This is a genomic window from Stenotrophomonas sp. YJH_SMC_80 (genome assembly GCF_059372495.1).
In genome coordinates this window covers 661,565-685,895 of record NZ_JCAFVP010000001.1, presented here as the reverse complement: position 1 = coordinate 685,895, position 24,331 = coordinate 661,565, and the positions used below count along the sequence as shown (strand labels likewise).

The 24,331-nt window shown below is 67.6% G+C and carries 22 protein-coding genes and 1 pseudogene; 7 read left to right on the top strand and 16 right to left on the bottom strand.

Annotation, left to right across the window (positions count from 1 at the left end; all coding sequences use genetic code 11):
* Positions 1-688: 688 nt before the first annotated feature.
* Positions 689-1,666 (bottom strand): isopenicillin N synthase family dioxygenase, encoded by a 978-nt coding sequence (locus AC5P99_RS02960; protein WP_005410467.1) that lies wholly within the window; start codon positions 1,664-1,666, stop codon positions 689-691.
* 153 nt (positions 1,667-1,819) lie between these two features.
* Here AC5P99_RS02960 and AC5P99_RS02955 point away from each other — a divergent pair, with 153 nt between their 5' ends.
* The 4 genes from AC5P99_RS02955 to galE all read left to right on the top strand — a co-directional run bounded on the left by AC5P99_RS02955 (position 1,820) and on the right by galE (position 6,823).
* The gene (locus AC5P99_RS02955) at positions 1,820-3,700 is read left to right on the top strand and encodes a DUF3413 domain-containing protein (RefSeq protein WP_088435908.1); all 1,881 of its coding nucleotides are present in this window, start codon (positions 1,820-1,822) and stop codon (positions 3,698-3,700) included.
* Positions 3,701-3,718: 18 nt separating this feature from the next.
* The gene (locus tag AC5P99_RS02950; protein WP_005410469.1) at positions 3,719-4,864 is read left to right on the top strand and encodes a glycosyltransferase family 4 protein; all 1,146 of its coding nucleotides are present in this window, start codon (positions 3,719-3,721) and stop codon (positions 4,862-4,864) included.
* Positions 4,857-5,714 (top strand): polysaccharide deacetylase family protein, encoded by an 858-nt coding sequence (locus AC5P99_RS02945; protein ID WP_005410470.1) that lies wholly within the window; start codon positions 4,857-4,859, stop codon positions 5,712-5,714. Before AC5P99_RS02950 ends, AC5P99_RS02945 begins: the two co-directional genes overlap by 8 nt.
* A gap of 68 nt (positions 5,715-5,782) precedes the next feature.
* Positions 5,783-6,823, top strand: a complete 1,041-nt coding sequence (gene galE, locus AC5P99_RS02940; RefSeq protein WP_033834842.1) for a UDP-glucose 4-epimerase GalE — start codon at positions 5,783-5,785, stop codon at positions 6,821-6,823.
* A 170-nt stretch (positions 6,824-6,993) separates the two neighbouring features.
* Here the strand turns inward: galE and glmM are convergent, their stop codons facing one another.
* The 5 genes from glmM to trpB all read right to left on the bottom strand — a co-directional run bounded on the left by glmM (position 6,994) and on the right by trpB (position 12,238).
* The gene (gene glmM, locus AC5P99_RS02935) at positions 6,994-8,355 is read right to left on the bottom strand and encodes a phosphoglucosamine mutase (protein ID WP_049397008.1); all 1,362 of its coding nucleotides are present in this window, start codon (positions 8,353-8,355) and stop codon (positions 6,994-6,996) included.
* Positions 8,355-9,230: an acetyl-CoA carboxylase, carboxyltransferase subunit beta gene (gene accD / locus AC5P99_RS02930; RefSeq protein ID WP_005410473.1), complete on the bottom strand. Its 876-nt coding sequence runs from the start codon at positions 9,228-9,230 to the stop codon at positions 8,355-8,357. The genes glmM and accD overlap by 1 nt, the downstream gene beginning before the upstream one ends.
* Before the next feature lie 305 nt (positions 9,231-9,535).
* On the bottom strand, positions 9,536-10,345 hold the full coding sequence (gene trpA, locus AC5P99_RS02925; protein WP_005414082.1) for a tryptophan synthase subunit alpha: 810 nt from the start codon (positions 10,343-10,345) through the stop codon (positions 9,536-9,538).
* 1 nt (position 10,346) lies between these two features.
* Entirely contained in the window at positions 10,347-11,024 is a 678-nt protein-coding gene (locus tag AC5P99_RS02920; protein WP_495212878.1) for a hypothetical protein, read from the bottom strand.
* Positions 11,021-12,238 carry a tryptophan synthase subunit beta gene (trpB, locus tag AC5P99_RS02915; protein WP_005410476.1) on the bottom strand — a complete coding sequence of 406 codons (1,218 nt, stop codon included), beginning with the start codon at positions 12,236-12,238 and terminating at the stop codon, positions 11,021-11,023. Before trpB ends, AC5P99_RS02920 begins: the two co-directional genes overlap by 4 nt.
* 96 nt (positions 12,239-12,334) lie before the next feature.
* Between trpB and AC5P99_RS02910 the strand changes: the two genes are divergently transcribed.
* The gene (locus tag AC5P99_RS02910) at positions 12,335-13,222 is read left to right on the top strand and encodes a LysR family transcriptional regulator (protein ID WP_495212877.1); all 888 of its coding nucleotides are present in this window, start codon (positions 12,335-12,337) and stop codon (positions 13,220-13,222) included.
* 47 nt (positions 13,223-13,269) lie between these two features.
* Here AC5P99_RS02910 and AC5P99_RS02905 read toward each other — a convergent pair.
* The 10 genes and pseudogenes from AC5P99_RS02905 to prmB all read right to left on the bottom strand — a co-directional run.
* A pseudogene (locus AC5P99_RS02905) lies at positions 13,270-13,482 on the bottom strand (peptidoglycan-binding protein); the annotation flags it as partial.
* A 1-nt stretch (position 13,483) separates the two neighbouring features.
* Entirely contained in the window at positions 13,484-14,173 is a 690-nt protein-coding gene (locus AC5P99_RS02900; RefSeq protein ID WP_495212876.1) for a hypothetical protein, read from the bottom strand.
* A 280-nt stretch (positions 14,174-14,453) separates the two neighbouring features.
* Positions 14,454-15,110: a phosphoribosylanthranilate isomerase gene (locus AC5P99_RS02895; protein WP_005410480.1), complete on the bottom strand. Its 657-nt coding sequence runs from the start codon at positions 15,108-15,110 to the stop codon at positions 14,454-14,456.
* Positions 15,107-15,877 carry a tRNA pseudouridine(38-40) synthase TruA gene (gene truA, locus AC5P99_RS02890; RefSeq protein WP_005410481.1) on the bottom strand — a complete coding sequence of 257 codons (771 nt, stop codon included), beginning with the start codon at positions 15,875-15,877 and terminating at the stop codon, positions 15,107-15,109. Before truA ends, AC5P99_RS02895 begins: the two co-directional genes overlap by 4 nt.
* A gap of 32 nt (positions 15,878-15,909) precedes the next feature.
* Entirely contained in the window at positions 15,910-16,272 is a 363-nt protein-coding gene (locus tag AC5P99_RS02885) for a VOC family protein (RefSeq protein ID WP_005410482.1), read from the bottom strand.
* Positions 16,273-16,298: 26 nt separating this feature from the next.
* Positions 16,299-18,359, bottom strand: coding sequence for a FimV/HubP family polar landmark protein (locus tag AC5P99_RS02880; RefSeq protein ID WP_329769327.1), 2,061 nt, complete (start codon positions 18,357-18,359; stop codon positions 16,299-16,301).
* Between the two features lie 150 nt (positions 18,360-18,509).
* Complete coding sequence (locus AC5P99_RS02875; RefSeq protein ID WP_285309683.1) at positions 18,510-19,538, bottom strand: aspartate-semialdehyde dehydrogenase; 1,029 nt, start codon at positions 19,536-19,538, stop codon at positions 18,510-18,512.
* A gap of 91 nt (positions 19,539-19,629) precedes the next feature.
* Entirely contained in the window at positions 19,630-20,667 is a 1,038-nt protein-coding gene (locus AC5P99_RS02870; RefSeq protein WP_495212875.1) for a 2-hydroxyacid dehydrogenase, read from the bottom strand.
* Positions 20,660-21,763 carry a chorismate synthase gene (gene aroC, locus AC5P99_RS02865; RefSeq protein WP_111189605.1) on the bottom strand — a complete coding sequence of 368 codons (1,104 nt, stop codon included), beginning with the start codon at positions 21,761-21,763 and terminating at the stop codon, positions 20,660-20,662. The genes AC5P99_RS02870 and aroC overlap by 8 nt, the downstream gene beginning before the upstream one ends.
* Positions 21,760-22,689, bottom strand: a complete 930-nt coding sequence (prmB, locus tag AC5P99_RS02860) for a 50S ribosomal protein L3 N(5)-glutamine methyltransferase (protein ID WP_005410487.1) — start codon at positions 22,687-22,689, stop codon at positions 21,760-21,762. Before prmB ends, aroC begins: the two co-directional genes overlap by 4 nt.
* Positions 22,690-22,812: 123 nt before the next feature.
* Between prmB and AC5P99_RS02855 the strand changes: the two genes are divergently transcribed.
* Together AC5P99_RS02855 and asd are read left to right on the top strand one after the other, a co-directional pair.
* Positions 22,813-23,463, top strand: coding sequence for an SCO family protein (locus AC5P99_RS02855; RefSeq protein ID WP_005410488.1), 651 nt, complete (start codon positions 22,813-22,815; stop codon positions 23,461-23,463).
* Positions 23,460-24,302, top strand: a complete 843-nt coding sequence (gene asd, locus AC5P99_RS02850; protein WP_005410489.1) for an archaetidylserine decarboxylase — start codon at positions 23,460-23,462, stop codon at positions 24,300-24,302. The genes AC5P99_RS02855 and asd overlap by 4 nt, the downstream gene beginning before the upstream one ends.
* Positions 24,303-24,331 lie beyond the last annotated feature (29 nt).

Below are 24,331 nucleotides of genomic sequence, written 5' to 3'. Positions count from 1 at the left end.
GGGGGGCGGGGGGCGGGGGGCGGGGTTTGGTTGCTCGCGGAGAGCCAGGCTAGATCCAGGGCTTGGCCGGGCGGGTGGGACTGCGCAGGAGACGCTGCAAGTACGTCCATGTAAGCTCGATCGCCGCATCCATGCGGCTCACGCCCCTGCGCAGCCCCACCCACCCGGCCTCTGACACAGTCCGGCGGCTCCGCCCGCCACGGAAAGAAAAAAGAAGAGCAAGAGCAAAGGCAAAAGCTGCATTCCGGGTTGCTGCTGGCTGGACCAACCCCTACCCCACTTCGAACAGAGATATCTCATCCACGCATGGCGTGGATCTACCGCGTCGACCAAGGTCGACACCCACCGGGAATCGCGATTTACCCACCGTCACCGGGAAACTGTCGAAGGCGGGGAGGTGTGGGTTGGCAGGACCGTTGGCGCCATGGATGGCGCCATCGAGCCCCCAGGGGTGAGGGCGCTTTGCTTGCGAAGCACTGCTTCGCAAGCACCCGAACGCACAGCCGCCAGCGGCTGGGCCGGTCTGGGGGTTCACGGCGTGTCCTGCCAACCCACACCGCCCCGCCCAACCCGCAGAAACCCAGAGCCGCTTTGGCTTTGGACTTGCCGGCCAGCGACCGGCACTACCGTGGGTGCAGGGTGCAACCCTGCAAAGACAAAGGCCGCCTTTCGGCGGCCTCACTTTTCTTTACTTCAGCTTGATCTCGCGCAGGCGCTCCTCGAGGAAGCCGTGGGCGGTGATCGGCTCCGGGTACCGGCTCGGATTCTCCGGGGTGATGCACGAGGGCAGCACGTCGATCAGGAAATCCGGGTTCGGGTGCAGGAAGAACGGCACCGAGTAACGCGGCTGGCGGGCCAGCTCGCCCGGGGGGTTGACCACGCGATGGATCGTCGACGGGTACACATGGTTGGTCAGGCGCTGCAGCATGTCGCCGATGTTGACCACGATGGTGTCCGCGTCCGAGGTGAACGGCACCCACTCGCCCTCATGCGACTGCACCTCCAGCCCCGCGGCGCTGGCGCCGACCAGCAGGGTGATGAAGTTGATGTCGCCATGCGCGCCGGCACGCACGTTCGGGATGTCGTCGGTGGTGATCGGCGGGTAGTGGATCGGGCGCAGGATCGAGTTGCCGAAGTTGGTCTTGTCGGCGAAGAAGTCTTCCGGCAGGCCGATGTGCAGGGCCAGCGCGGACAGCACGCGCGAACCCAGGTTGTCCAGCGCTTGGTACAGGCCGTAGCCGCGCTCACGGAAGCCCTCGACCTCGGTCGGCCACAGGTTCGGTGCCATCACATCGCGGTACTTGGAGTCGTCGGCGATTTCACGACCGATGTGCCAGAACTCCTTCAGGTCGAAGTGCTTGGAGCCCTTGGCGGTTTCCACGCCGAACGGGGTATAGCCGCGGGCGCCGCCGCTGCCGGCCACGTGGTACTTGCGCTTGACCTCTTCCGGCAGGGCGAAGAAGGCCTTGAAGGCATCGTAGGCCGCGTCGATGTCGGCCTGCGGAATGCCGTGGTTGCGGATGCCCGCGAATCCCCATTGGCGGTAGGCCGCGCCCAGCTCGGCCACGAAGGCCTCGCGGTCGCTGTCGAAACGGGTGATGTCGAGGGTGGGGATCTGGCTCACAGCAATTCCTGGCTTGTCATTGGGTCTGGGGGGCCTGCGCATTCATGGCCCGCCTGAACATTGTGACAGATCACCCGGCGGACGCTACTCGATCCTCGGAAACAAATCGATACAATGCGCGACCTGCGCACAATTTAACGAATCCATCACGTTGGCAGCGCAAGCCCCGACCGCGCCTCCCCGACCCGACGCACCATGCCCGACGCCCCAGCCGCCATCGCCCTTCCCTCTGCGGGCCCTGCCCTTCGCTGGCGCCGGCTTGCGTGGTGGTCCCTGTTCGTCCTGGGAAATGCGCTGCTGGCGACGATGATCACCCTCGGCAACGTGCCGCTGTACGACAACCCGGGCGGCCACCAGGGCCTGGCCTATCTCGCGATTGCCCTGCCCGGGCACCTGCTCGCCTTCGGCGCGCTGGCCGGCGCGCTGCCACTGCTGCTGGGCCTGTGGCCGCGCAGCGCGCGCACGCTGAGCATCAGTGCGGTACTGCTGCAGGGCTTGTGGTTGTGCCTGCTGCTGGTCGACGCCAAGGTGTTCACCCTGTACCGCTTCCACCTCAATGCCATGGTCCTGAACATGGTGTTCGGCGGCGCCCTGCAGGACCAGGTTGCGTTGTCGTGGAAGACCTGGGTGCAGGTCGGCCTGCTGGTGGCGGCCATTTTCACCGCCGAGGGCATCCTGGCCTGGGCGTGCTGGAAGCTGCTGCCGGCCGCGCCCCGCCGGCGCACGGTGCTGCAGGCCTGGGCGGTGGTCGCCCTGCTGATGGCGAGCGGCCAGGTGGCCACCGCCTACTACGACGCACGCGGCGACCGTGACGTGATTGCCCAGTGGAACTACCTGCCCTGGGCCCAGCCGATCACCGCCAAGAGCTTCATGCGCAGGCTGGGCGTGGTCAGTGAACAGCAGGTCGGCCTGCCCGATCCTCGCCATGCGCAGCTGCTGTATCCGCTGCAGCCACTGCGCTGCCAGAGCCCACAGCGGCCCAATGTACTGATGGTCGTGCTGGAATCGCTGCGCCACGATGCGCTTACTCCGCAGATCATGCCGAACACCTCGGCACTGGCGGCCTCCGCTCGTGTCTACGACCGCCATTTCAGCACGGGCAACGCCACCCGCTATGGCCTGTTCGGCCTGCTCTACGGCCTGCCGGGCGGCTACTGGCAAAGCATGCTTGACGAACAGCGCGGCTCACAGCTGTTCAAGGTGCTGGGCCAGCAGGGGTACGACCTGCATCTGTACGGCAGCGCGCCGATGTACAGCCCGGAATTCGACCGCACTGCATTTGCGGACGTCCGCGACCAGCTGCACCAGGGCCCGCCCGGCCTGGGTTCGGAAGGCCGTGACAGCAGCATCGTAGCCTCGCTTCAGAAGGACATCCGTGCAAGCCAGGCAGCGCACACGCCGTGGTTCGGCTTCGTCTTCCTCGATTCCACCCATGCGCCCTACCACATGCCCGCAGGCTACCCGCCGCTGGCGACCCCGATGGCGCAGGAAATCGACTTCCTCAGGTTCGGTCCGGACCACGACCCGGCCCCGGAACTGAACCGTTACCGGACCGCCGTGCATTACGCCGACAGCCTCGTCGGCACCCTGCTGGACGATCTGCGCGCGCAGGGCCTGGATCAGAACACCATCGTCCTGGTCACCGGCGACCACGCCGAGGAGTTCAACGACCTGAAGCTGAACTACTGGGGCCACAACGGCAACTTCTCCGACTACCAGCTGCAGGTACCGTTCGTGCTGCACTGGCCCGGCCAGGCCAGCGGCCGTGAGACACGCACCAGTTCACATGAGGACTGGGTGCCGACGTTGATGCGCCACGCCCTGGGCTGCGAGAACGCACTGAGCGACTTCAGCACCGGCCAGGATCTGCTGGCCGAACCCGCAGGCGAGCGCGCACTGGTGGTGGAAAGCTGGTCACAACGCGCCGTCCGCCATGGCGGTGCCATCTACGTGTTCGACAAGTTCGGCAACGCCACCGCGCTCGACCGGCACTACCGCCCGCTGCCGCGCCAAGCCCCGGATGCCGGCGCCGTCCGTACCGCATGGGAAGCGCTGACCCGCTTCCGCAACCGCTGACCACAGAGGATGGATTCCATGAAACGCTCGCTGCGGATCCTGCATACCGAAGCTGCCCGGGGAATGGGCGGCCAGGAGATCTACATCTTCCGCCACATGCAGGTGATGCGTGCGCGTGGGCACCAGGTGTCGCTGCTGTGCCAGCCCGATGCCCGCCTGGCCCAACTCGCGCGCGACGATGGGTTCACTGTGCATACCCTGCGCATGGGCGGCCTGGCACGGCTGCTGCGCGGCATCTGGTCGGTGTCACGCCTGGTACGCCGCGAACGCTACGACGTGGTCAACACCACCAGCCGCCGCGACGCACTGATCGCCGCGGCCGGCGCACGCCTGGGCGGCACGCCACTGGTGGTGCGCTCGCGCCACCTGATGAGTCCGGTCAATTCGTTGCTGACCTATACCGGTCTTCCGCACCGGATCATCACCGTCAGCGATTTCGTCAAGCGGCTGCTGGTCGACCGCGGCATTGCCGCCGAGCACATCGGCATCGTGCCCCCCATGGCGACGCCGCCGCGCTGGGGCATGACCGAGCAGGGCGATCCCTGGGAGAACCTGCAGGCCACCCGCGCACAGGTCCGCGCCGAACTCGGTTTCGCCGAGCGCGACATCGTGGTCGGCTGCGTGGCCGTGCTGCGCGAGCCCAAGGGCCATGCCGAGCTGCTGCGCGCCATGGCGCCACTATGCAAGACCAATCCCGACCTGCACCTGGCCGTGGTCGGCGACGGCGAGCCGGTCATGGGCCGCCTGCAGGCCCTGCGCAGCGAACTCGGGCTGGAGCGCCAGGTGCACCTGCTCGGCTTCCGCAGCGACGCACACCGGCTGATGGCCGGTTTCGACATCTTCGCCCTGGCCACCCACAAGGAAGCCTCGGGGACCGTGTTCCTCGAGGCGGCGCAGGCGGCACTGCCGATCGTCTCGCATCGCGTTGGCGGTGTGCCTGAAATGCTGGTGGAAGGCAGCAATGCCATCCTCACCCGGCTGGGTGATGACGCCGCCCTCACTGGTGCGTTGCGGCTGCTGGTGGATGATCAGGAACGTCGCCGGCAGATGGGCCGCGCCGGTTGGGACTGGATCCGCAGCGCCAAGCAGTTCAGCGCGGCCGGTCACGGAGAGGCCACTGAAAACTACTACCTCCAATGGTTGAAGGAGCTGGGTCATGGCTAACGCCAGAACCGTACCGGTGCTGATGCACCACCATGTCAGCAACTCGCCGGGAATGATCACCGTATCCCCGGAGAACTTCGAGAGCCAGATCGCCTGGCTCGCACGGACCGGCTGGACCTCGCTGACGCTGGACCAGTACGCCGGCTTTCTCGCCGGGAAGCCGGTGCCGCGCAAATCGATCGTGATCACGTTCGACGACGGCTACCTGGACAACTGGGTCTACGCCCATCCGATCCTGCAGAAATACGGCATGCATGCGGTGGTCTTCGTGGTCACCGGCTGGATGCACGAAGGTCCGATCCGCCCGCATGCAGGCATCGAAGGCGCCGAGCTGCCGGCCACGCCGGAACATCGCGCCTGCGAGGACCTGATCTACAAGCAGGGCCGCAGCGACGAAGTGATGATGCGCTGGAGCGAAGCGCGTGCGGCAATCGAAGCCGGCACGTTCGAGGTCCACTGCCATACCCACAGCCACACCCGTTGGCTCAAGCGCGATGACCTGGACCGTGCGCAGCGCCGCGAAGGCATCAGCGGCGACCTGGCCATGGCGAAGCAGACGCTGCTGGAGAAGCTCGGCGAAGTCTCCGATACGCTGTGCTGGCCCTATGGTGACTTCGACGATGACTACATCGAAGTGGCACGCGAACAGGGCTTCCGCTACCTGCACACCACCCATCCCTTCGGCCGCAACGTGATTGGCGGCGATCCGGAGCGGATCTATCGCTTCGCGATCCGCAACCGGCCGGCCAGCTGGCTGCGCAAGCGCATCGCATGGAGCTACAACCCGTTGATCGCGCCGATCTTCAACGGCTTCAAGGCGCGGCAGAAGAAGATGGTGCCTGGCCCGTAGGAGGCCACGTTCATCTTGATCGCGGCAACACCCGGTTTTCGAATGGACTCAAAGGGACAGTGAAGGCAATGAACGTACTGGTGACCGGCGGTGCTGGCTACATCGGCTCGCATGCATGCGTGGAGCTGCAGCAGCAGGGGCACGGCGTGGTCATCGTGGACTCGCTGTGCAACAGCGACGCCAGCGTGGTCGAGCGCATCGGACGGATCACCGGCACGGCACCGGTGTTCGTGCAGGCTGACATCCGGGACCGGCCGCGCATGGCCGCCTTGATGCAGGAGCACGCGATCGATGCCGTACTGCACTTCGCAGCGCTCAAGTCCGTGGGCGAATCCCAGAAGATTCCACTGCAGTACTTCGACAGCAACATCAGCGGTTCGATTGCCCTGCTCGGTGCCATGCAGGATGCAGGCGTGCAGTTGCTGGTCTTCAGCTCTTCGGCAACGGTGTACGGCAACCAGGACCACTGCCCGGTGGCCGAGACCGCTTCAACCTGTGCGATGACGCCCTATGGGCGCACCAAGCTGGTGGTCGAGCAGCTGCTTGCCGACCTGGCGGCAACCGGCCAGGACCTGCATATTGCGACGCTGCGCTACTTCAACCCGGTCGGCGCCCACGCCAGCGCGCTGATCGGCGAGCTGCCGCATGGCACGCCGAGCAACCTGATGCCCTACATCGCGCAGGTCGCCGCCGGGCTGCTGCCGGAGGTCCAGGTCTTCGGGGACGACTATCCGACCCATGATGGTACCGGCGTGCGCGACTACATCCATGTGCAGGACGTCGCCAGCGCCCACGTGCTGGCCCTGCAGTTCCTTCGCGACCAGCGGCGCAGCATCACCCTCAACCTTGGCACCGGCCAGGGCCACAGCGTGCTGGAACTGATCCAGGCCTTCGAGCTCACCACCGGCGTGCGGGTTCCGTTCCGCATCGTACCGCGGCGCGATGGCGACATCGCGGTCAGCTTCGCCGATGCCTCGCTGGCGCTGCGCGAGCTGGGCTGGAAGGCGCGTCACGATCTCACCGACATGTGCCGGGACACCTGGAAGTGGCAGCGGGCGATGTCACGCGCCGCGCAAGGTGCAATGCCAGAGCACCTGCCCGCGCGCTGATGCGGGCAGGACCCAGCGGTCGGAAACGCCCGTACACGACGCGTCACAAGGTGCACAGCCGCAGCTGAACGCGATCGCGGGTCGCGCACGGTTGAGCCCCCCCCTACCAGAAAAGAACATGGCCGCAAACGCGGCCATGTCGGGTGCAATACGCGGTATTGCCACGCTGCTCAGGCAGCGGCTTCGCGCACCGCAGCGGACAAGCGATCGAGTGTCTCCTGCATCAGCGTGGCGTCATCGGCTTCGACGGTAACCCGCACCACCGGCTCGGTACCCGACGGGCGCAGGAACGCGCGACCGCGGCCGGCCACCGACTGCTGCGCGGCAGCCAGCGCGGCCTGCACACTGGCGGCCTGCACCGTGGCCTTGGCCGAGACATTGCCCAACCGCACGTTGACCGTTTTCTGCGGCACCCGCTCCAAACCCTTCAGCGCCTGGCGCAGGGTCTGGCCGCCGTTGCGCAGTGCCACCAGTACCTGCAGGGCACTGACAATACCGTCGCCGGTGGTCGCCCGGTCCAGGCACAGCAGGTGGCCCGAGGCCTCACCGCCAAGCACGCCCCCGCCTTCGACCAGCGCCTGGTGCACGTATCGATCACCAACGTTGCTGCGCACGAACGGGATCTGCAGATCGGCGAAAGCTTTCTCCACGCCGTAGTTGCTCATCAGCGTGCCGACCACCGGGCCGCGCAGGCGGCCTTCGTCCTTCCAGGCGCGGGCCAGGATGTACAGCAGGTCATCGCCGTCGACCGGGTTGCCCTGGTCGTCGGCCATCAGCACTCGGTCGCCATCACCATCGAAGGCGATGCCGAGATCGGCGCGGGTCTCGCGGACTTTGGCCGCCAGGTTGTCGATATGGGTGGAACCCACACCGGCGTTGATGTTGACGCCGTTGGGCTCGGCACCGATGCCGATCACCTCGGCGCCAAGTTCGCGGAACAGCAGCGGTGCGATCTGGTAGGTGGCACCGTGCGCGCAATCCAGCACCAGGCGCACGCCACGCAGGTCGAACGCGCGCGGCACGCTGGCCTTGCAGAACTCGATGTAGCGGCCGACCGCTTCGCGCGCGCGCGAAGCCTTGCCCAGCTTCTCCGACTCGGCGGTGGTGAACGGAACGTCCAGCGCCGCTTCCAGGGCCAGTTCGGTGGCGTCGTCGAGCTTCTCGCCCTGGGCGGAGAAGAACTTGATGCCGTTGTCGTAATGCGGGTTGTGCGAAGCGCTGATGACGATGCCGGCGTCCACGCCCAGCGTGCGGGTCAGGAACGCCACCGCCGGGGTCGGCATCGGCCCCAGCAGCTGTACGTCGGCGCCGGCAGCGACCAGGCCGGCTTCCAGCGCCGCTTCGAACATGTAGCCGGAAATGCGGGTGTCCTTGCCGATCACCACGATCGGCCGGCGCCCGTCCTGGCCGCGCTGGGCGACCAGGACACGGCCCAGGGCGTTGCCCAGGCGCAGCACGAAGTCGGCCGAGATCACGCCTTGGCCGACCCGCCCACGGATGCCGTCAGTACCGAAGTACTTGCGGCCTCCCATCAAGCCACCTCCGGCGCCGGCTGACGGCCCAGCATTGCCAGCAGATCGGACAGGCGGTCGCGCATCTCGCGACGGTCACAGATCTGGTCGATGGCACCGTGCTCCAGCAGGAACTCCGAACGCTGGAAGCCTTCCGGCAGCTTCTCGCGCACGGTCTGCTCAATCACGCGCGGACCCGCAAACCCGATCAGCGCCTGCGGCTCGGCGATATTGATGTCGCCCAGCATCGCGAACGAGGCCGACACGCCACCGGTGGTCGGGTGGGTCAGCACCGAGATGTACGGCAGGCCCGCTTCACGCAGCTTGCCCAGTGCGGCCGAGGTCTTGGCCATCTGCATCAGCGAGAACAGGCCTTCCTGCATGCGCGCGCCGCCACTCTGCGAGAAGCACACGTAGGGGGCACCGATTTCGACTGCGGTTTCGGCGGCCAGCGCGAAACGCTCACCCACCACCGAGCCCATCGAGCCGCCCATGAAGGCGAAGTCGAACGACGAGGCCACCAGTGCACGGCCCTTGAGCAGACCGCGCATGGCGATCAGCGCGTCGTACTCACCCGTGTTCTTCTGCGCGATCTTGATGCGCTCGCTGTACTTCTTCTGGTCCTTGAACTTGAGCAGGTCGGTCGGGCCCAGGCGCGCACCGATCTCGGTAGTGCTGTCGGCGTCGAACAGGGCGGCCAGGCGCGCACGCGCGCGGATCGCCATGTGGTGGCCGCACTTCGGGCAGACCTCCAGGTTCTCTTCCAGTTCCGGACGGTACAACGCGCTGCCGCAGTTGCTGCACTTTTCCCACAGGCCCTCGGGGACACTGCGCTTCTTGCTGGGGGTGTTGTCGGTGCGGATGCCGGACGGCATCAACTTGCTGAGCCAACTCATGCGGGAGGACACTTCCGTTCAGGGCGGCCCGAGGGCCGCAAAGGCGGACAGTCTAGCTCCGCTTTCCCTGCCCGTGCACCCCCTTGCCGGCCACGGAGCCGCCGGAAAAAACCATGCTGGGACGTACGTTTAGGTGCTGGGTCATGCCGGCCGCTGGCCGGCAGCCCGTACATGCAGACCCATGGGTAGTGCCGGCCGCTGGCCGGCAGCCCCCTACGTGCAGACCCATGGGTAGTGCCGGCCGCTGGCCGGCAGCACTTGCATGTGGCCGTCAAGCAGATGCCGGCCAGCGGCCGGCACGACCGTTACGCGTCCAGCGCCTGCCGCAGCGGGGCCAGGAAAGCTCCAGCGCGCTGCGCGGCCTCTTCAGCCGAGCCCGCTTCGGCCAGCACCGCCACCAATGCACTGCCGACCACCACGCCATCGGCCTGGCGCGCCATCGCCGCCGCACTGGCGGCGTCCTTGATGCCGAAGCCAGCAACCACCGGCACTGAAGCGCGCGCGCGCAGGGCCTGCAGGCGGGCACTGGCGGCATCGCTGTCCAGGCGTTCGGACGCGCCGGTGACACCGGCAAAGCTGACGTAGTAGAGGTAGCCACGGGCCAGCGCCAGCAGCTTGTCGGCCCGCGCTTCGCTGGTGGTCGGCGACGCCAGCAGGACCAGTGCCAGGCCGGCTGCATCGAAGGCCTGCTGCGCTTCAACCGCTTCTTCCGGCGGCAGGTCGACCAGCAGTACGCCGTCCACGCCCGCGTCGACGGCGGCCTTGGCGAAGGCCGCGTAGCCATGGATCTCCACCGGGTTGAGGTAGCCCATCAGCACCACCGGGGTCTGCGCGTCGCGCTCGCGGAACTGCGCCACGGCCTGCAGGACGTAGCGGCTGCCAGCCCCCCGTGCCAGCGCGCGCTCGGAGCTGCGCTGGATGGTCGGGCCATCGGCCATCGGGTCGGAGAACGGCACGCCCAGCTCGATCACATCGGCACCGGCCTCAACCAGCGCGTGCATGACCGGCACGGTGGCCTCCAGCGAGGGATCACCGGCAGTGATGAAGGGAATCAGCGCCTTGCGCTGCTGCTCGCGCAGGCGCTGGAAACAGGCATCGAGTCGGGATACAGGCATCTCAGGCACATCCTTCAATCAGTTCAATCGCATCACTGGTCCCCCAGTACATCCGGGTGACCTTCCCTTCAAACAGTTCCAGGCGGATGCCCAGGTCCGAACCCGGGTCCTGCCAGGTGAGGTACTCGCCCTGCTCACCATCGTAGGCATGCGGGCTGGACACAGGCGGCTTCGGGAACCGGGCAATCGCCTGGGCGCGGGTCATGCCGACGCGCAGGCCGAATGGCCCCGGCTGTTCAACCGGCAGTTCCGGCTCATCGCCCGGCTTCAGATCAAAACGGACCACGCGGTCGTCGTCGGTCATCATCGACACGCCCGGCGGCAGCCCCTTGCCGTCGTAGTACTCGCAGTCGCCTTCGAAGAACTCCTTCGCGCCCTGCGCCTTCCAGGGACCCAGCGCCTTCAGGTCAGTCATGTGCTGGCCAACCAGCACGTCACCGGCATGATCCAGCGCCACCGAAACCACCGCGGGCGCGTCATCGCCGCTCGTCCCTTCTTCGGAGGGGGCATCGACAATGGGCGTACGCGCCATCGGGTCAAGATCATCGTTGGCGGCCTGCTGCGCCGGCTGCATGGTGGCCTTGGCGGCCGGCGCCAGTACCGGTGGCTCCGGCGGCTGGCACGCGGCCAGCCCAAGCGCCAGCAGCAGCACGCCGCTGTTCCGCAGCCGCGCGCTCACAGCACCAGCCCTTCGCGCGCAGCGATGGTGTGCACGTCCTTGTCGCCACGGCCGGATAGATTGCAGAGCACGATCTGGTCACGCGGTCGCTCACGCGCCAGCTTGATCGCCTGCGCCAGCGCATGGCTGGACTCCAGTGCCGGCAGGATGCCTTCGGTATGCGCCAGCAGATGGAAAGCCTGCAGCGCTTCCTCGTCGGTGATGCCGAGGTAGCGTGCGCGACCGGTATCGGCCAGGAACGCGTGCTCCGGGCCGACGCCCGGATAGTCCAGGCCGGCTGATACCGAGTGGGTCTCGATGATCTGGCCGTCGTCGTCGCACAGCACATAGGTGCGGTTGCCGTGCAGCACACCGGGGCGACCGGCAGCGATCGAAGCGGCGTGACGGCCGGTGTTGATGCCATCACCGGCGGCTTCGGCACCGACGATTTCGACCTGGCGATCGTTGAGGAAGGCATGGAACAGGCCGATGGCATTGCTGCCGCCGCCCACGCAGGCGGTGATCGCATCGGGCAGGCGGCCGTACTCGGCCAGCATCTGCTCGCGCGCCTCACGGCCGACGATGGCATTGAAGTCACGGACCATGCGCGGATACGGATCCGGACCGGCGACCGTACCGATGATGTAGAAGGTGTCCTGCACGTTGGTCACCCAGTCGCGCATGGCTTCGTTGAGTGCGTCCTTCAGGGTGGCCGAGCCGGAAGTGACCGGCACCACCGTCGCGCCCAGCAGCTTCATGCGGTAAACATTGATCTTCTGCCGCTCGATGTCGGTGGCGCCCATGTACACCACGCATTCCAGGCCCAGCCGCGCGGCAACCGTGGCACTGGCCACGCCATGCTGGCCGGCCCCGGTCTCGGCAATGATGCGCTTCTTGCCCATCCGCGCGGCCAGCAAGGCCTGGCCGATGGTGTTGTTGATCTTGTGCGCGCCGGTGTGGTTCAGGTCCTCGCGCTTGAGCAGGATCTGCGCGCCACCGACGTGATCGCTCAGGCGCTGGGCGTGATAAATCGGGCTCGGCCGGCCCACGTAGTGCGCCAGATCGCGGTCATAGGCCAGCTGGAATGCGGGATCCTGGCGCGCCTGGTCATAGGCTTGGGCCAGTTCCTGCAGCGGACCGACCAGGGTTTCGGCAACGAAACTGCCGCCATAGCGGCCGAAGTGGCCCTGGGCATCCGGGAAGGCGTGATAGTCGGCAATGGGGGAGGCAGACATGGATACGACCGGTGGTTCAGACAGGTGGATACTCTAGCGCACGGGTCATGACCGGAAAATGGATATTATCTGGCGCATATCGTCAGGAAATCTCACATGAGCCGTTCCCTGCTGCCTCCCCTCAATGCGCTGCGCGCGTTCGAAGCGACGGCCCGCCTTGGCGGCGTTGGGCGCGCCGCGCAGGACCTGCACGTCACCCACGGCGCGGTCAGTCGGCAGTTGAAGCTGCTGGAGGATCACCTTGGCCTGGCGTTGTTCCAGCGGGCCGGCCGTGGCCTGCGCCTGACCGCTGCGGGCACGCGGCTGCAGGCAGCATGCAGCGAGGCCTTCAGCGACATCGAAGACTGCGTGCGCGAACTGCGGCGGCCGACAGCAGCCCCGGCGCTGGTACTGGGCTGCAGTGGCAGCGTGCTGGCGCGCTGGATGATTCCACGACTGCCAGCATTGCAGGCTGCCCTGTCCGGCGTGCGCCTGCAGTGGTCGGCACTGGATGGCAGTTTCACCGAAGCGCAGGCGGCGCTGGACGCGGTGCTGCTGCTGGCGCAGGGCCCGTGGCCACGAGGCTGGCAGGTACGCGAGCTGGCGCCGGAACGGGTCGGCGTGGTGGTGGCGCCGTCGCATCCGGCCGCGCAGCGCCTGCGGCATGCACCGCCGTCGGCGCTGCTGCAGGAGTCGCTGCTGCACACCAGCTCACGGCCGCAGGCATGGCCGGCATGGGCACAGGCGCACGATCTGGACGTGTCGAAGCTGCAGCTGGGCACCGCCTTCGAGCACCTGTACTACCTGCTGGAAGCCGCGGTAGCCGGGCTGGGCCCGGCGATCGCACCGGAGCCGCTGGTGGCCGAAGATCTGGCAGCAGGCCGGCTGGTCGCACCGTGGGGATTTACCGCCACCGGCGGCTTCTGGGTGCTGGCGCGGCCGGATGGCCCGGCCGATGCACGGGTGGACGCCTTGGCCGACTGGGCAGCAGCACAGCTGCGATGAGACAAGGCTCCGGGTGGCGTTCGCCCCCGAAGCCGGCAACACAAGCCTCAGCGACCGCCCATCGCGACCCGCTGCTGCTCCTCATGCACCTGCTGCTGGTGCGACGGATCTGCCAGCAGCTTGGCACTGGTCTGCTCCAGCGGCGGTGGCGCCTGAGCCAGATCGACGGCGGTGCGGAAGCCCGGCGTCGTGCCCATCACGAATGCCTTGCCATCCTGCACCGTGATGCTCTGCAGCTTGTCGGCCGCATCGATACCGTGATTACCTTCCGTTGGAAAACACGTCGAGCACGTCCGCACTGACCCAGCCCTGCGCGCAGTTCCCGGCGTAACGTCCCGGCGCCGCCACATGGCAGGCCTCGCCCCCCGTGTTCGCCAGGCCAGTGATCGGCCTGTCGCCATAGGTGTCACACAACGTGTTGCCCTTGCACTTGCCGACCGTTGCTGCGGGAACCGCCACGACGTAATAGAACAGCGGATTCTGTCCGGTACGCCCGATGCCCTGCACGCAGACCAGCTGCCCCTTCGACAGCTTTGCGGTCACGCTGGCCTTGCTGCCGGTGGATGGCACCGCATTCAACGTCTCCACGCCCTTGGCGTCGGCTACGCCCGCGAAGAAGCCCTGGTCGCCACAGTCCGGCGACAGTTCAACATCGTAGAAATCACCGCTGTCCACATCGCCGGCCGTGCAGCCGCTGCCCGTATTGGCGTTGCTGCATTTCACGCCACTGGCCTGGATCAGCGCCGCCAGGCCGTCGGCAGCCGGTGCTGCCGCCGGAACCGTCGCCGGTGCTGTGGCGGCTGCGCCTGCCGGTGTGGCAGCGGCCGGTGCCGATGCAGTCGGGGCGGACGAGTCACCGCCCGCACACGCGCCCAATGCAAGCAGCAGGCCGGGCATGATCGTCAGGCGGGCCAGGCGGATACGGTGGGAAGAGAGATGGGGCATATCCATTGCGTCCTCGTTCGAAAGCCAAGGCGCATCTCAGGGGTGCGGCCAGCGACACGCACACCGCATCGCACCCAGCCAGGTCAGGCCGGGCCCATTGTGTCCGATCAGATGCTCGGGGGTGTCGACTTCCTGGCGCTGGATCCTGAATTACCCGAAAGTGGGATGCTCACCGCATTCAGTAGACGTCCGCCTTCATGGCACGGCACGCGACAGGCAAGAACACAGACCCGGCGGAATGCACCGTCGGCGATGACGTTCCGGGTGCGCCCTCAGGGGGCGCGGATCACTCCAGGACCGTGCAGTCCGCGCGGCGCACTTCCTCGACGAAGGTGCGCATCCTGTAGCCGTCCTTGATACCCGGCTCCAGTTCGATGCCGCTGGACACGTCCACGCCCCAGGGAAGCGTGGCCAGCACAGCGTCGTAGACGTTTTCCGGGTTCAGGCCACCGGCCAGCAGGAACGGCCGGTGCAGGCCGGTCGGGATACGGCCCCAGTCGAAGGCCACGCCGGTACCGCCGCCGCCGCCGGGAGCGTGGCTGTCGAACAGGAACCCCGCCGCGCTCGGGTAACGCAGCTGCAACGTGCGCGCATTGACCTCTTCCCGGCCCCCCATGGCGATTGCCTTCAGATAGGGCATGTTGAAGCTGCGGCAGAAGCTCTCGTCTTCCTCGCCATGGAACTGCAGCAGGGTTGGCCGCACCGTGCGCAGCACCTCACGCACCTCTTCCTTGCTGTTGTTGCGGAACAGGGCCACCACATCGACCATCGGCGCGATCGCCTGGCGCATCGCGCGTGCTTCGGCAGGAGCAACCCTGCGGCTGCTCTCGCGGGCAAAGATGAAACCCACTGCGTCCACGCCCAGCTCACCGGCCAGGCGGACATCGCCGGCACGGGTCATGCCACAGAACTTGATGCGCGTGCGGTAGTAGGAGCGGCTCATAGCGTGACCTCGGCGGGCAGATGCCAGTTGTCGGGGTACAGGGGCCCAAGGAACACCAGGCCCTGCGGCGGTGCGGTGGGACCGGCTACGGTGCGATCGCGCCCGGCCAGCAGTTCGGCGATCCATTCCACCGGTTTTTCACCGCTGCCCACCAGGATCAACGAACCGACGATATTGCGGACCATGTGATGAAGGAATGCATTGCCCTGCACGGCCACTTCAATCACTTCGCCCTGGCGGCTGACCTGCAGTGATTGCAGCTCACGCCGCGCATGCAGCGCCTGGCACTGCACGGAGCGGAACGCGCTGAAGTCATTTTCGCCGATCAGGGCCTGGCCGGCGGCGTGCATCAGCGTCTCGTCCAGCGCCCGGCGCTCCCAGCTGAGGGTCTGCCGGTCCAGCGCCGGCCGCACCTCGCGGTTGAGCAGGCGGTAGCGGTAGCGGCGCGCGCGTGCCGAGAAGCGGGCGTGGAAATCGTCGGCCACCGGCACGCACCAGCGCACCGCGATCGAGCGCGGCAGGCGGGTGGTGGTGCCCAGCATCCAGGCGCGCGGATCGCGCACCACGTCGGTATCGAAATGGACGACCTGGCACTGGCCATGCACGCCGGCATCGGTGCGGCCGGCGCAGACCACCTGCAGCGGCGAATCGGCAACCGACGACAGGGCCTGCTCAAGGCTGGCCTGCACGCTGGGACCGCCCTCGCCCAGGTTCTGCCAGCCCCTGAAATCGCTGCCGTCGTATTCGACGCCAAGCGCGTAACGCATGTGCTACCTCGATATTGCGTATGGGGCGGCGCTCAGGCCGGATCGCGTTCGGACCAGACCGCCAGTTCGTTGCCACCGGGCTCGACGAACTGGAAGCGGCTGCCACCGGGGAAGGAAAATACCGGGCGCACGATCTCGCCGCCGGCGTCGCGCACGGCGGCCTCGACCGGTGCCAGTGCGTCGGCATACAGCACCAGCAGCGGTGCGCCGCTGTCGCTGGCCCGCTGCGGCTGGCCGCGGAAGAAGCCGCCCTGCAGGCGGCCATCGTCGAACGCCGTGTAGTCGCTGCCGTAATCGACGAACGACCAGCCGAACACCTTCTCGAAGAAGGCGCGGCTTGCGGCCGGGTCGCTGGAAGCGAATTCAACGTAGTCGATGCGACGCTCGCGGCTCATGGCAGGGTCCTTGTCGGCAGGTTCGGTCACGGCAGGCGGGCCAGCAGTTCGCGGGCCTGGGCCTGGCTGTGCAGGTCACCGCCTTCGGCGACTTCCAGCAACAGGGTGCGCGCAGTCTGCGCGTCGCCCAGATCGAGGTAGGCAATGGCCAGTTCCAGGCGCTCCTGGCCGGCACGCGGCGACCAGCCCGCGTCGCCGGCGGGCGCGGCCGCGCTCGGCGCGATATCGTCGGAATAAGAAGCGTCGACGCTGCCGTGGTCGATGCTGTCGATGGCCTCGGGATGTACGGTATCCGCCGGAGCCTCGTTCTCATGCGCATCAGCCGGCAGATCGAACACTCCGCGGAACTGCGGCTGCTGTTCGGCATGCAGTGCGTAGTCCGGCACCGCCACTTCGGCCGGCGCCTGCGGTACAACGCGTTCGTCCTGCAGCGGCTCGGCGACGACAACCTCGTCGCCGGTGGTTGCGGAATCGTCCCAGCGCGGCAGATCGGTCACCGCTTCGGGCAATGCCACCGCGTCCTCGTCGCGCAGTGTCTCGGCCTGCCATTCGGCCCGCACCGCGTGCTCGGCGACGGGTTCGGCGACCACCACTTCGTGTACTTCGGTTTCGGTCGCCCAGGCAGGCATCGCCGGTTCTTGGCGACCATTGTCGGCAACAGCCGACGACCACGAGGACTGCTCGGCCAGCGTATCCAGCGCCGCACCTGCCGGCACCGCAGCGGCCAGGCCGGCGGCATCGTCTTCCTCACGCAGCGGCGGCAGCGGCGACGGCTTGCGACGACGCAGCAGCCAGGCCGCGCCCGCCGCCAACAGCAGCACCGGCAGCCCCAGCCAGTACCACGGCGTTGCCGCATCACGGGAACCCGGCGCCTGTGCCAGGCGCTGCTGCGCGGCAGCCAGGTCGTTGTCCTTCATCGCGATCAACGACTGCTGCTGCTCCTTCAGCTTCTCCAGATCAGCCACGCGCTGCTTCAGTTCACCGATCTCGGCATCGCGGGTGGCGATGTCCTCACGCGCCTGTCGCAGTTGTTCGTTGCCCAGCATGTCACCCTCGCTGCCGGCAGCGGTGCCGGTGGTTGTGCCCGCGTGCGCGGCGTCGGACGCCAGCGCCGGAGCGATCTCAAGTCGTGCCCCGTTGGCGGCAGCCGGGGAAGAAGCGTTCGCGGTTGCCGCCTTGGCGGCCGGCGCGACCGCACCCGCCGGTTGCGGCACGGTGCGCGCCTGCCGCCATTGCGCGGCGTGCTCGCGTACCAGCGCGGTGGCCTCGGCGGCATCGACAGCGGCAAGCGCATCGCTGCCCGGCACGCGCAGCACCGCGCCCTGCTTGAGCAGATTGACGTTGCCACGGATGAAGGCTTCGGGATTGGCGCGCAGCAGGGCGATCATCGCGCGGTCGCGGCTGACCTGGTTGCCACGCGCCACCGCGCTGGCGATCTGCGACAGGGTCTGACCGCGCTGTACGGTGACGCTGCCATCGGCCGCCGGTGCAGCGACCGGCGCGGAGGCCGCACGCGGGCGTGCCGGTGCAGGCGCCACCGCAGGTGGCGGCGTAGTGGGCGCCTCTGCCGCTGGCACCGTTGCCGAAGCCGGTGCAGGTTCGCGCACGATGGTATTGGAGAGCGTGCCTGCCGGCGCGACGATCTCCGGCTCGGCCACGGCCAGCGCGCTGGACGGCGCGTCGACCAGCGCGGAGTACTCGCGCACCAGGCGGCCCTGGCCCCAGTCAGCTTCGATCAGGAAGCTCAGCGATGGCGTCTCCACCGGGGCCTGCGAGGTGACGCGCACCACCGCCCTGCCCTGCGCATTGCGGGTCAGCTCGAACTGCAGCTCGCTGACCAGCCCGGCCGGCCGTTGCAGGCCGACGCGTTCGAAGGTGACCGGCGAGGCCAGCGCCACGCGCAGGTTTTCCAGTTCGGACGGGTCCGCCGACACCACCGGGATTTCGGCCAGCAATGGCTGCCCCGGCTTGGACAGGACACGGATGTCTCCCAGGCCCAATGCGAGTGCCGAACTGCTGGCCAGGGCCAGCAGCACGGTGGAAAGATAGAGGAGCGGGCGCTTTGCGCCCCTGGCCCGTTTATTCATGGGCGACACTATAAAGCGTGCGGACCGGGGTCCGCACCCACCGGAAAGACCCTTGAGGTAGTGCCGGCCGCTGGCCGGCATGCACTCCGGCACATGGATCACGGCAATGCCGGCCAGCGGCCGGCACTACCGGTGAGGCAACCGCTGTGATCAGCGCTGCTCGGCGGCGACCAGCTCGGCCAGCTGCACGGCATTCAACGCCGCGCCCTTGCGCACGTTGTCCGACACGATCCACAGGTTCAGGCCGCGCGGGTGCGAGAGGTCCTCGCGGATGCGGCCGACGTACACCGCGTCCGTGCCCGAGGCGTGGGTGACCGGGGTTGGGTAACCACCGGCTTCGTGACGATCCACCACTTCGATGCCCGGCGACTGCTCCAGCAGCGCGCGCGCTTCGGCGACGGTGACCTTGTCGCGGGTCTCGATCGCCACCGACTCGGAGTGGCCGTAGAACACCGGCACGCGCACCGCAGTCGGGTTCACCAGGATGCTGTCGTCGCCGAGGATCTTGCGGGTTTCCCAGATCAGCTTCATTTCTTCCTTGGTGAAGCCATTGTCCTGGAAGTCGTCGATGTGCGGGATCAGGTTGAAGGCGATCTGCACCGGGAAGCGCTGCGGATCGATTTCCTGGAAGCTCAGCAGCTGGCCGGTCTGCTTGCCCAGTTCCTCGGTAGCCGAACGGCCGCCGCCGGACACCGATTGGTAGGTGGAGACGTTGATACGTTCGATGCCGTACTTGCGGTGCAGTGGCGCCAGCGCCACCAGCATCTGCATGGTCGAGCAGTTCGGGTTGGCGATGATGCCGCGCGGACGGTTGGCCACCTGTTCCGGATTGACCTCGGACACCACCAGCGGCACGTCATCCTCGTAACGGAAGGCCGAAGAGTTGTCGATCACCACCGCACCGGCAGCGGCGAACTTCGGTGCGTATTCCTTGGACACGCTGCCACCGGCCGAGAACAGCGCGATCTCGACGCCGCTCGGATCGAAGGTGGCCAGGTCCTGGACCGTGACCTTCTGGCCGTTGAATTCGATCTCGCCGCCGGCCGAACGCTCGGAAGCCAGGACGCTCAGGGTACCGACCGGGAAACCACGCTCGGCCAGGATCGACAACATGGTCTCGCCGACCGCACCGGTGGCACCGACGACGGCGACGTGGAAACTGCGCTGTGCATTGCTCATGGGGGAACTCTCACGAAAACGGGAATGGGGAAGAAACACGCACGACAGCTGGGTTCGGGGAACCTCCTCAAGCGGGGCGCGCGGAGGTTCCCTATCGTTTCCCGGTTTTTTTGCCCAGCGTCACGCGCGCGGCCATCGCCGCATCAGCGTTGATCGCGCTCGGCATGCGCGACGGGCCGCCGTCCAGGCCGAGCCCGGCAACCAGATTATCGACGGCCAGCTGTACCATCGCCGTGCGCGTGGCCAGCGAGGCGCTGCCGATGTGCGGCGTGAGCACGACATTGCGCAGCGCCAGCAGTTCGGGGCGCACCGCCGGCTCACCCTCGTAGACATCCAGGCCGGCAGCGGCCAGACGGCCTCGGGCAAGCGCGTCGGCCAACGCCAGTTCGTCGACGATGCCGCCGCGGGCGATGTTCACCAGGGTGGCTGAGGGCCTCATCTTCGCCAGCGCAGCCGCATCGATGATGTGATGCGAGGCCGGCGTGTAGGGCAGCACGGTGACCAGGTGGTCGGACTGCGCCAGCAGCGTGCCCAGGTCCACGTAGGTCGCGCCGAGCGCAGCCTCGGTCTCGGCCGGAAGGCGCGAACGGTTGTGGTACAGCACCTTCATGCCGAAACCATGCGCGCCGCGGTGGGCGATGCCCTGGCCGATGCGGCCCATGCCGAGGATGCCCAGCGTGCTGCCATGGATGTCTGCGCCGAGCATGGTCTGGAACGACCATTGCTGCCACTGGCCTTCGCGCAGCCAGCGCTCGGATTCGGTGATCCGGCGCGCGGTCGCCATCAACAGGGCGAAACCGAGATCGGCGGTGGTTTCGGTCAGGACGTCCGGCGTGTTGCTGGCGAGGATGCCGGCTGCGCTGAGCGCATCGACATCCAGGTTGTTGTAGCCGACGCCGACATTGGCGATCACCTGCAGCTGCGCGGCGTCGGCCACCTGGGCCGCACCGATGCGCTCGTTGAGGGTGATGATCGCGCCGTCGACGCCGGCCAGCTGTTCGGCGATCTGGTCGGGCGACCAGGCGGTGACCGCATCGGTGCTGCGCAGCTGCACGCGATCGCGCAGCGGCGCGATGGCCGCGTCGATCAGCGGCTGGCTCACCCACACGGTCGGCCGCGTGTCAGCCATCGATCTGCCCGGGAATGCGCGGGGTGATCGTGCCGACATCGCCGCACTGCGCGCGATGGCGCAGCGCCTGGTCCATCAGCACCATCGCCACCATCGCCTCGGCGATCGGGGTGGCGCGGATGCCGACGCAGGGATCGTGGCGACCGGTGGTGACCACCTCGACCACGTTGCCGGCGGTGTCCAGCGACGGGCCCGGCAGGCGCAGGCTGGAGGTCGGCTTCAGGGCGATCGAGGCAACCACCGGCTGGCCGGTGGAGATGCCACCGAGGATGCCGCCGGCGTGATTGCTGGCGAAGCCCTGCGGGGTCAGCAGGTCACGGTGTTCGGTGCCCTTCTGTGCGGCGCTGGCGAAACCGTCACCGATCTCAACGCCCTTCACCGCGTTGATGCTCATCAGCGCGGCGGCCAGTTCGCCATCGAGCTTGCCGTAGATCGGCTCGCCCCAGCCCGGCGGCACGCTGTCGGCGACCACGTCCACGCGCGCACCGACCGAATCACCGGACTTGCGCAGCGCATCCATGTACGCCTCCAGCTCGGGCACCTGCGCGGCATGCGGCCAGAAGAACGGATTGTCTTCCACCGCCGACCAGTCGAAACCAGCCGGAGTGATGTCGCCCAGCTGCGACAGGTAGCCGCGCACGGTGACGCCGAAGCGTTCGGCCAGCCACTTCTTGGCGACCACGCCGGCGGCCACGCGCATGGTGGTCTCGCGCGCCGAGGAACGGCCGCCACCGCGCGGGTCGCGGATGCCGTACTTGTGCCAGTAGCTGTAGTCGGCATGACCTGGCCGGAACTGCTGGCCGATGTTCACGTAATCCTTGCTGCGCTGGTCGGTGTTGCGGATCAGCAGCGCGATCGGCGTGCCGGTGGTCAGGCCCTCGTACACGCCGGACAGGATCTCGACCTCATCGGCCTCGCGGCGGGCCGAGGTGTGCCGGCTCTTGCCGGTCGCGCGACGCTGCAGGTCATGGGCGAATTCGGCCGCGTCCAGCGCCAGCCCCGGAGGGCAGCCATCGATCACGCAGCCGATGGCCGGCCCGTGCGACTCGCCGAACGTGGTGACGGTGAACAGCTTGCCGAACGAATTGGAGCTCACGGGCGCTGCGCCGCCAGTTCGGTGATGCGCGCGCTGTGGGCGATCAGCTCGCGGCACTCGACCGCGAAGATGCCCATCTGGCCGACCTTGAACTCGATCCAGGCGAAGTCGACTTCCGGCAGCAGCTTGATCAGGTGCTGCTCGGATTCGCCCACTTCGCAGATCAGCAGGCCGTCCTCGCTCAGGTGCAGCGGGGCGTCACGCAGGATCTTCAGCACCAGATCCAGGCCGTCGTCGCCGGCACGCAGGCCCATTTCCGGCTCGTAGGAGTATTCCTGCGGCAGGGCATCGGTTTCGTCGTTGGTGACGTACGGCGGATTGGTGACGATCAGGTCGTAGTGGCGGCCGGTCAGGCCGTTGAACAGGTCCGACTTGAGCAGAGTGACGTTGTGCGCCTGCAGGCGCTCCTTGTTTTCTTCGGCCAGCGACAGTGCATCGTCGCTCAGGTCGACGCCGTCCACTTCCCAGTTCGGGTAGTAGTGACCCATGGCAATGGCGATGCAGCCCGAGCCGGTGCACAGGTCCAGCGCACGGCTGACATCGCGGCCGGCCAGCCACGGCTCGAAGCCGCATTCGATCAGTTCGGCGATCGGCGAGCGCGGCACCAGGGCGCGCTTGTCGCTCTTGAAGCTCAGGCCGGCGAACCAGGCCTCACCGGTCAGGTAGGCGGCCGGGATGCGTTCGTCGATGCGACGCTGGAACAGCTCCAGCACGCGCAGCTTCTCGGCCTGCAGCAGGCGCGCCTGGCCATAGGCCGGGCCGAGGTCGTGCGGCAGGTGCAGGCTGTGCAGCACCAGCTGGGTGGCCTCGTCCAGCGCATTGTCGTAGCTGTGCCCGAAGGTCAGTCCGGCTTCGTTGAAACGGCTGGTGCCGTAGCGGATCAGATCGATGATCGTGTGGAGTTCGGCGGCCGTTTCAGCGGTCATGGCGGTACTGCGGGCAAAGTGGCCCCCGATTATAGGGGCTGGCGCCCGTGGCGGCATCCGTTGCGGCGGAAACGATTCGGGCCACAGCCGGTATGATGGGGCCCACTTCGCGCGGGAGCCCCCATGTTCAATCGCAACGCCGGCATCATCCTGCTGATCGCCCTGGCGGCGGGTCTCGGCCTGCTGGCCGCCCAGCAGCTGTTCGCGCCGAAGCCGCCGGCCAATGCCCCGGCCACCGAAGCGATCACGCTGTACCCGCAGCCGCGCGAACTGCCCGACTTCAACCTGGCCCAGTCCGACGGCACCCGCCTGATCCCGGGCGAACTGAAGGGCCACTGGACCCTGGTATTCCTGGGCTTCACCTTCTGCCCGGACGTCTGCCCGACCACCCTGGCCGAGCTGGCCGGCGCGCAGAACCAGTGGGAAGCCCTGCCCGACAGCCTGCGCCCACGCGTGTTGTTCATCTCGGTCGACCCCGACCGCGACAGCGCCACCCGCCTCGGCGAGTACGTGCACGGCTTCCACAAGGACACCCTGGCCGCCACCGCTGACGTTCCCTCACTGGAGCGCTTCGCCACCTCGTTGGGCTTCGTGTTCCAGAAGGTGCCGGGCAAGCATTTTGACGAGAACCCCGAGGATTACACCGTCGAGCATTCGGCCAGCCTGGCCGTGCTCGACCCGCAGGGCCGCCTTGCCGGCCTGGTACGCCCCCCGTTCAACGCGCCGGCCATTGCCCGCGACCTGCAGAAGCTGACCGAGAAAACCGCCCCATGAGCCTCACCACCGCCCTGACGTACGCCCTGCCACACCGCCTGCTGTCCTCGATGGCGCGTTCGCTGGCGTACTCGGACGATCCGCGCGTATCGCGCTGGCTGATCGACACGGTCACCCGCAAGTTCAACGTCAACCTGGACGAAGCGGCCAACCCGGACCCGCGCAGCTATGCGACCTTCAACCAGTTCTTCACCCGTGCGCTGAAGCCGGGTGCGCGCGTGGCTGACGCCGATCCGCGCAGCCTGGTGATGCCGGCCGACGGCCGCATCAGCCAGCTGGGGAAGATCGAGGCCGGCCGCATCTTCCAGGCCAAGGGCCAGTCGTTCACCGCTGCCGAACTGCTGGGCAGTGACGAGGACGCCAAGCCATACAACGATGGCCTCTACGCCACGGTGTACCTGTCGCCGCGCGATTACCACCGCGTGCACATGCCGTGGACCGGCACCCTGCGTGAGACCGTGCACGTGCCGGGGCGCCTGTTCAGCGTTGGTCCGGCGGCAGTGAACGGCGTACCGCGCCTGTTCGCCCGCAACGAGCGCCTGGTCTGCCACTTCGACACCAGCTTCGGCCCGATGGTCAGCGTGATGGTCGGTGCGCTGCTGGTGTCCGGGGTGGAAACCGTGTGGAGCGGCGAGGAGATTCCGCACTATGGCGACCGCATCACCCGCAAGGACTACCGCGGCCAGGGCATCAGGCTGGAGCGCTTTGCCGAGATGGCGCGCTTCAACTACGGCTCCACCGTGATCGTGCTGCTGCCGCCAGGCGTGGCTGACTTCGCCCCGCAGTTGGGCGCTGAAAGCCCGGTGCAGCTGGGCCAGGCGCTGGCGAAGCTGCGCTGAGGCTTCGGTAGTGCCGGCCGCTGGCCGGC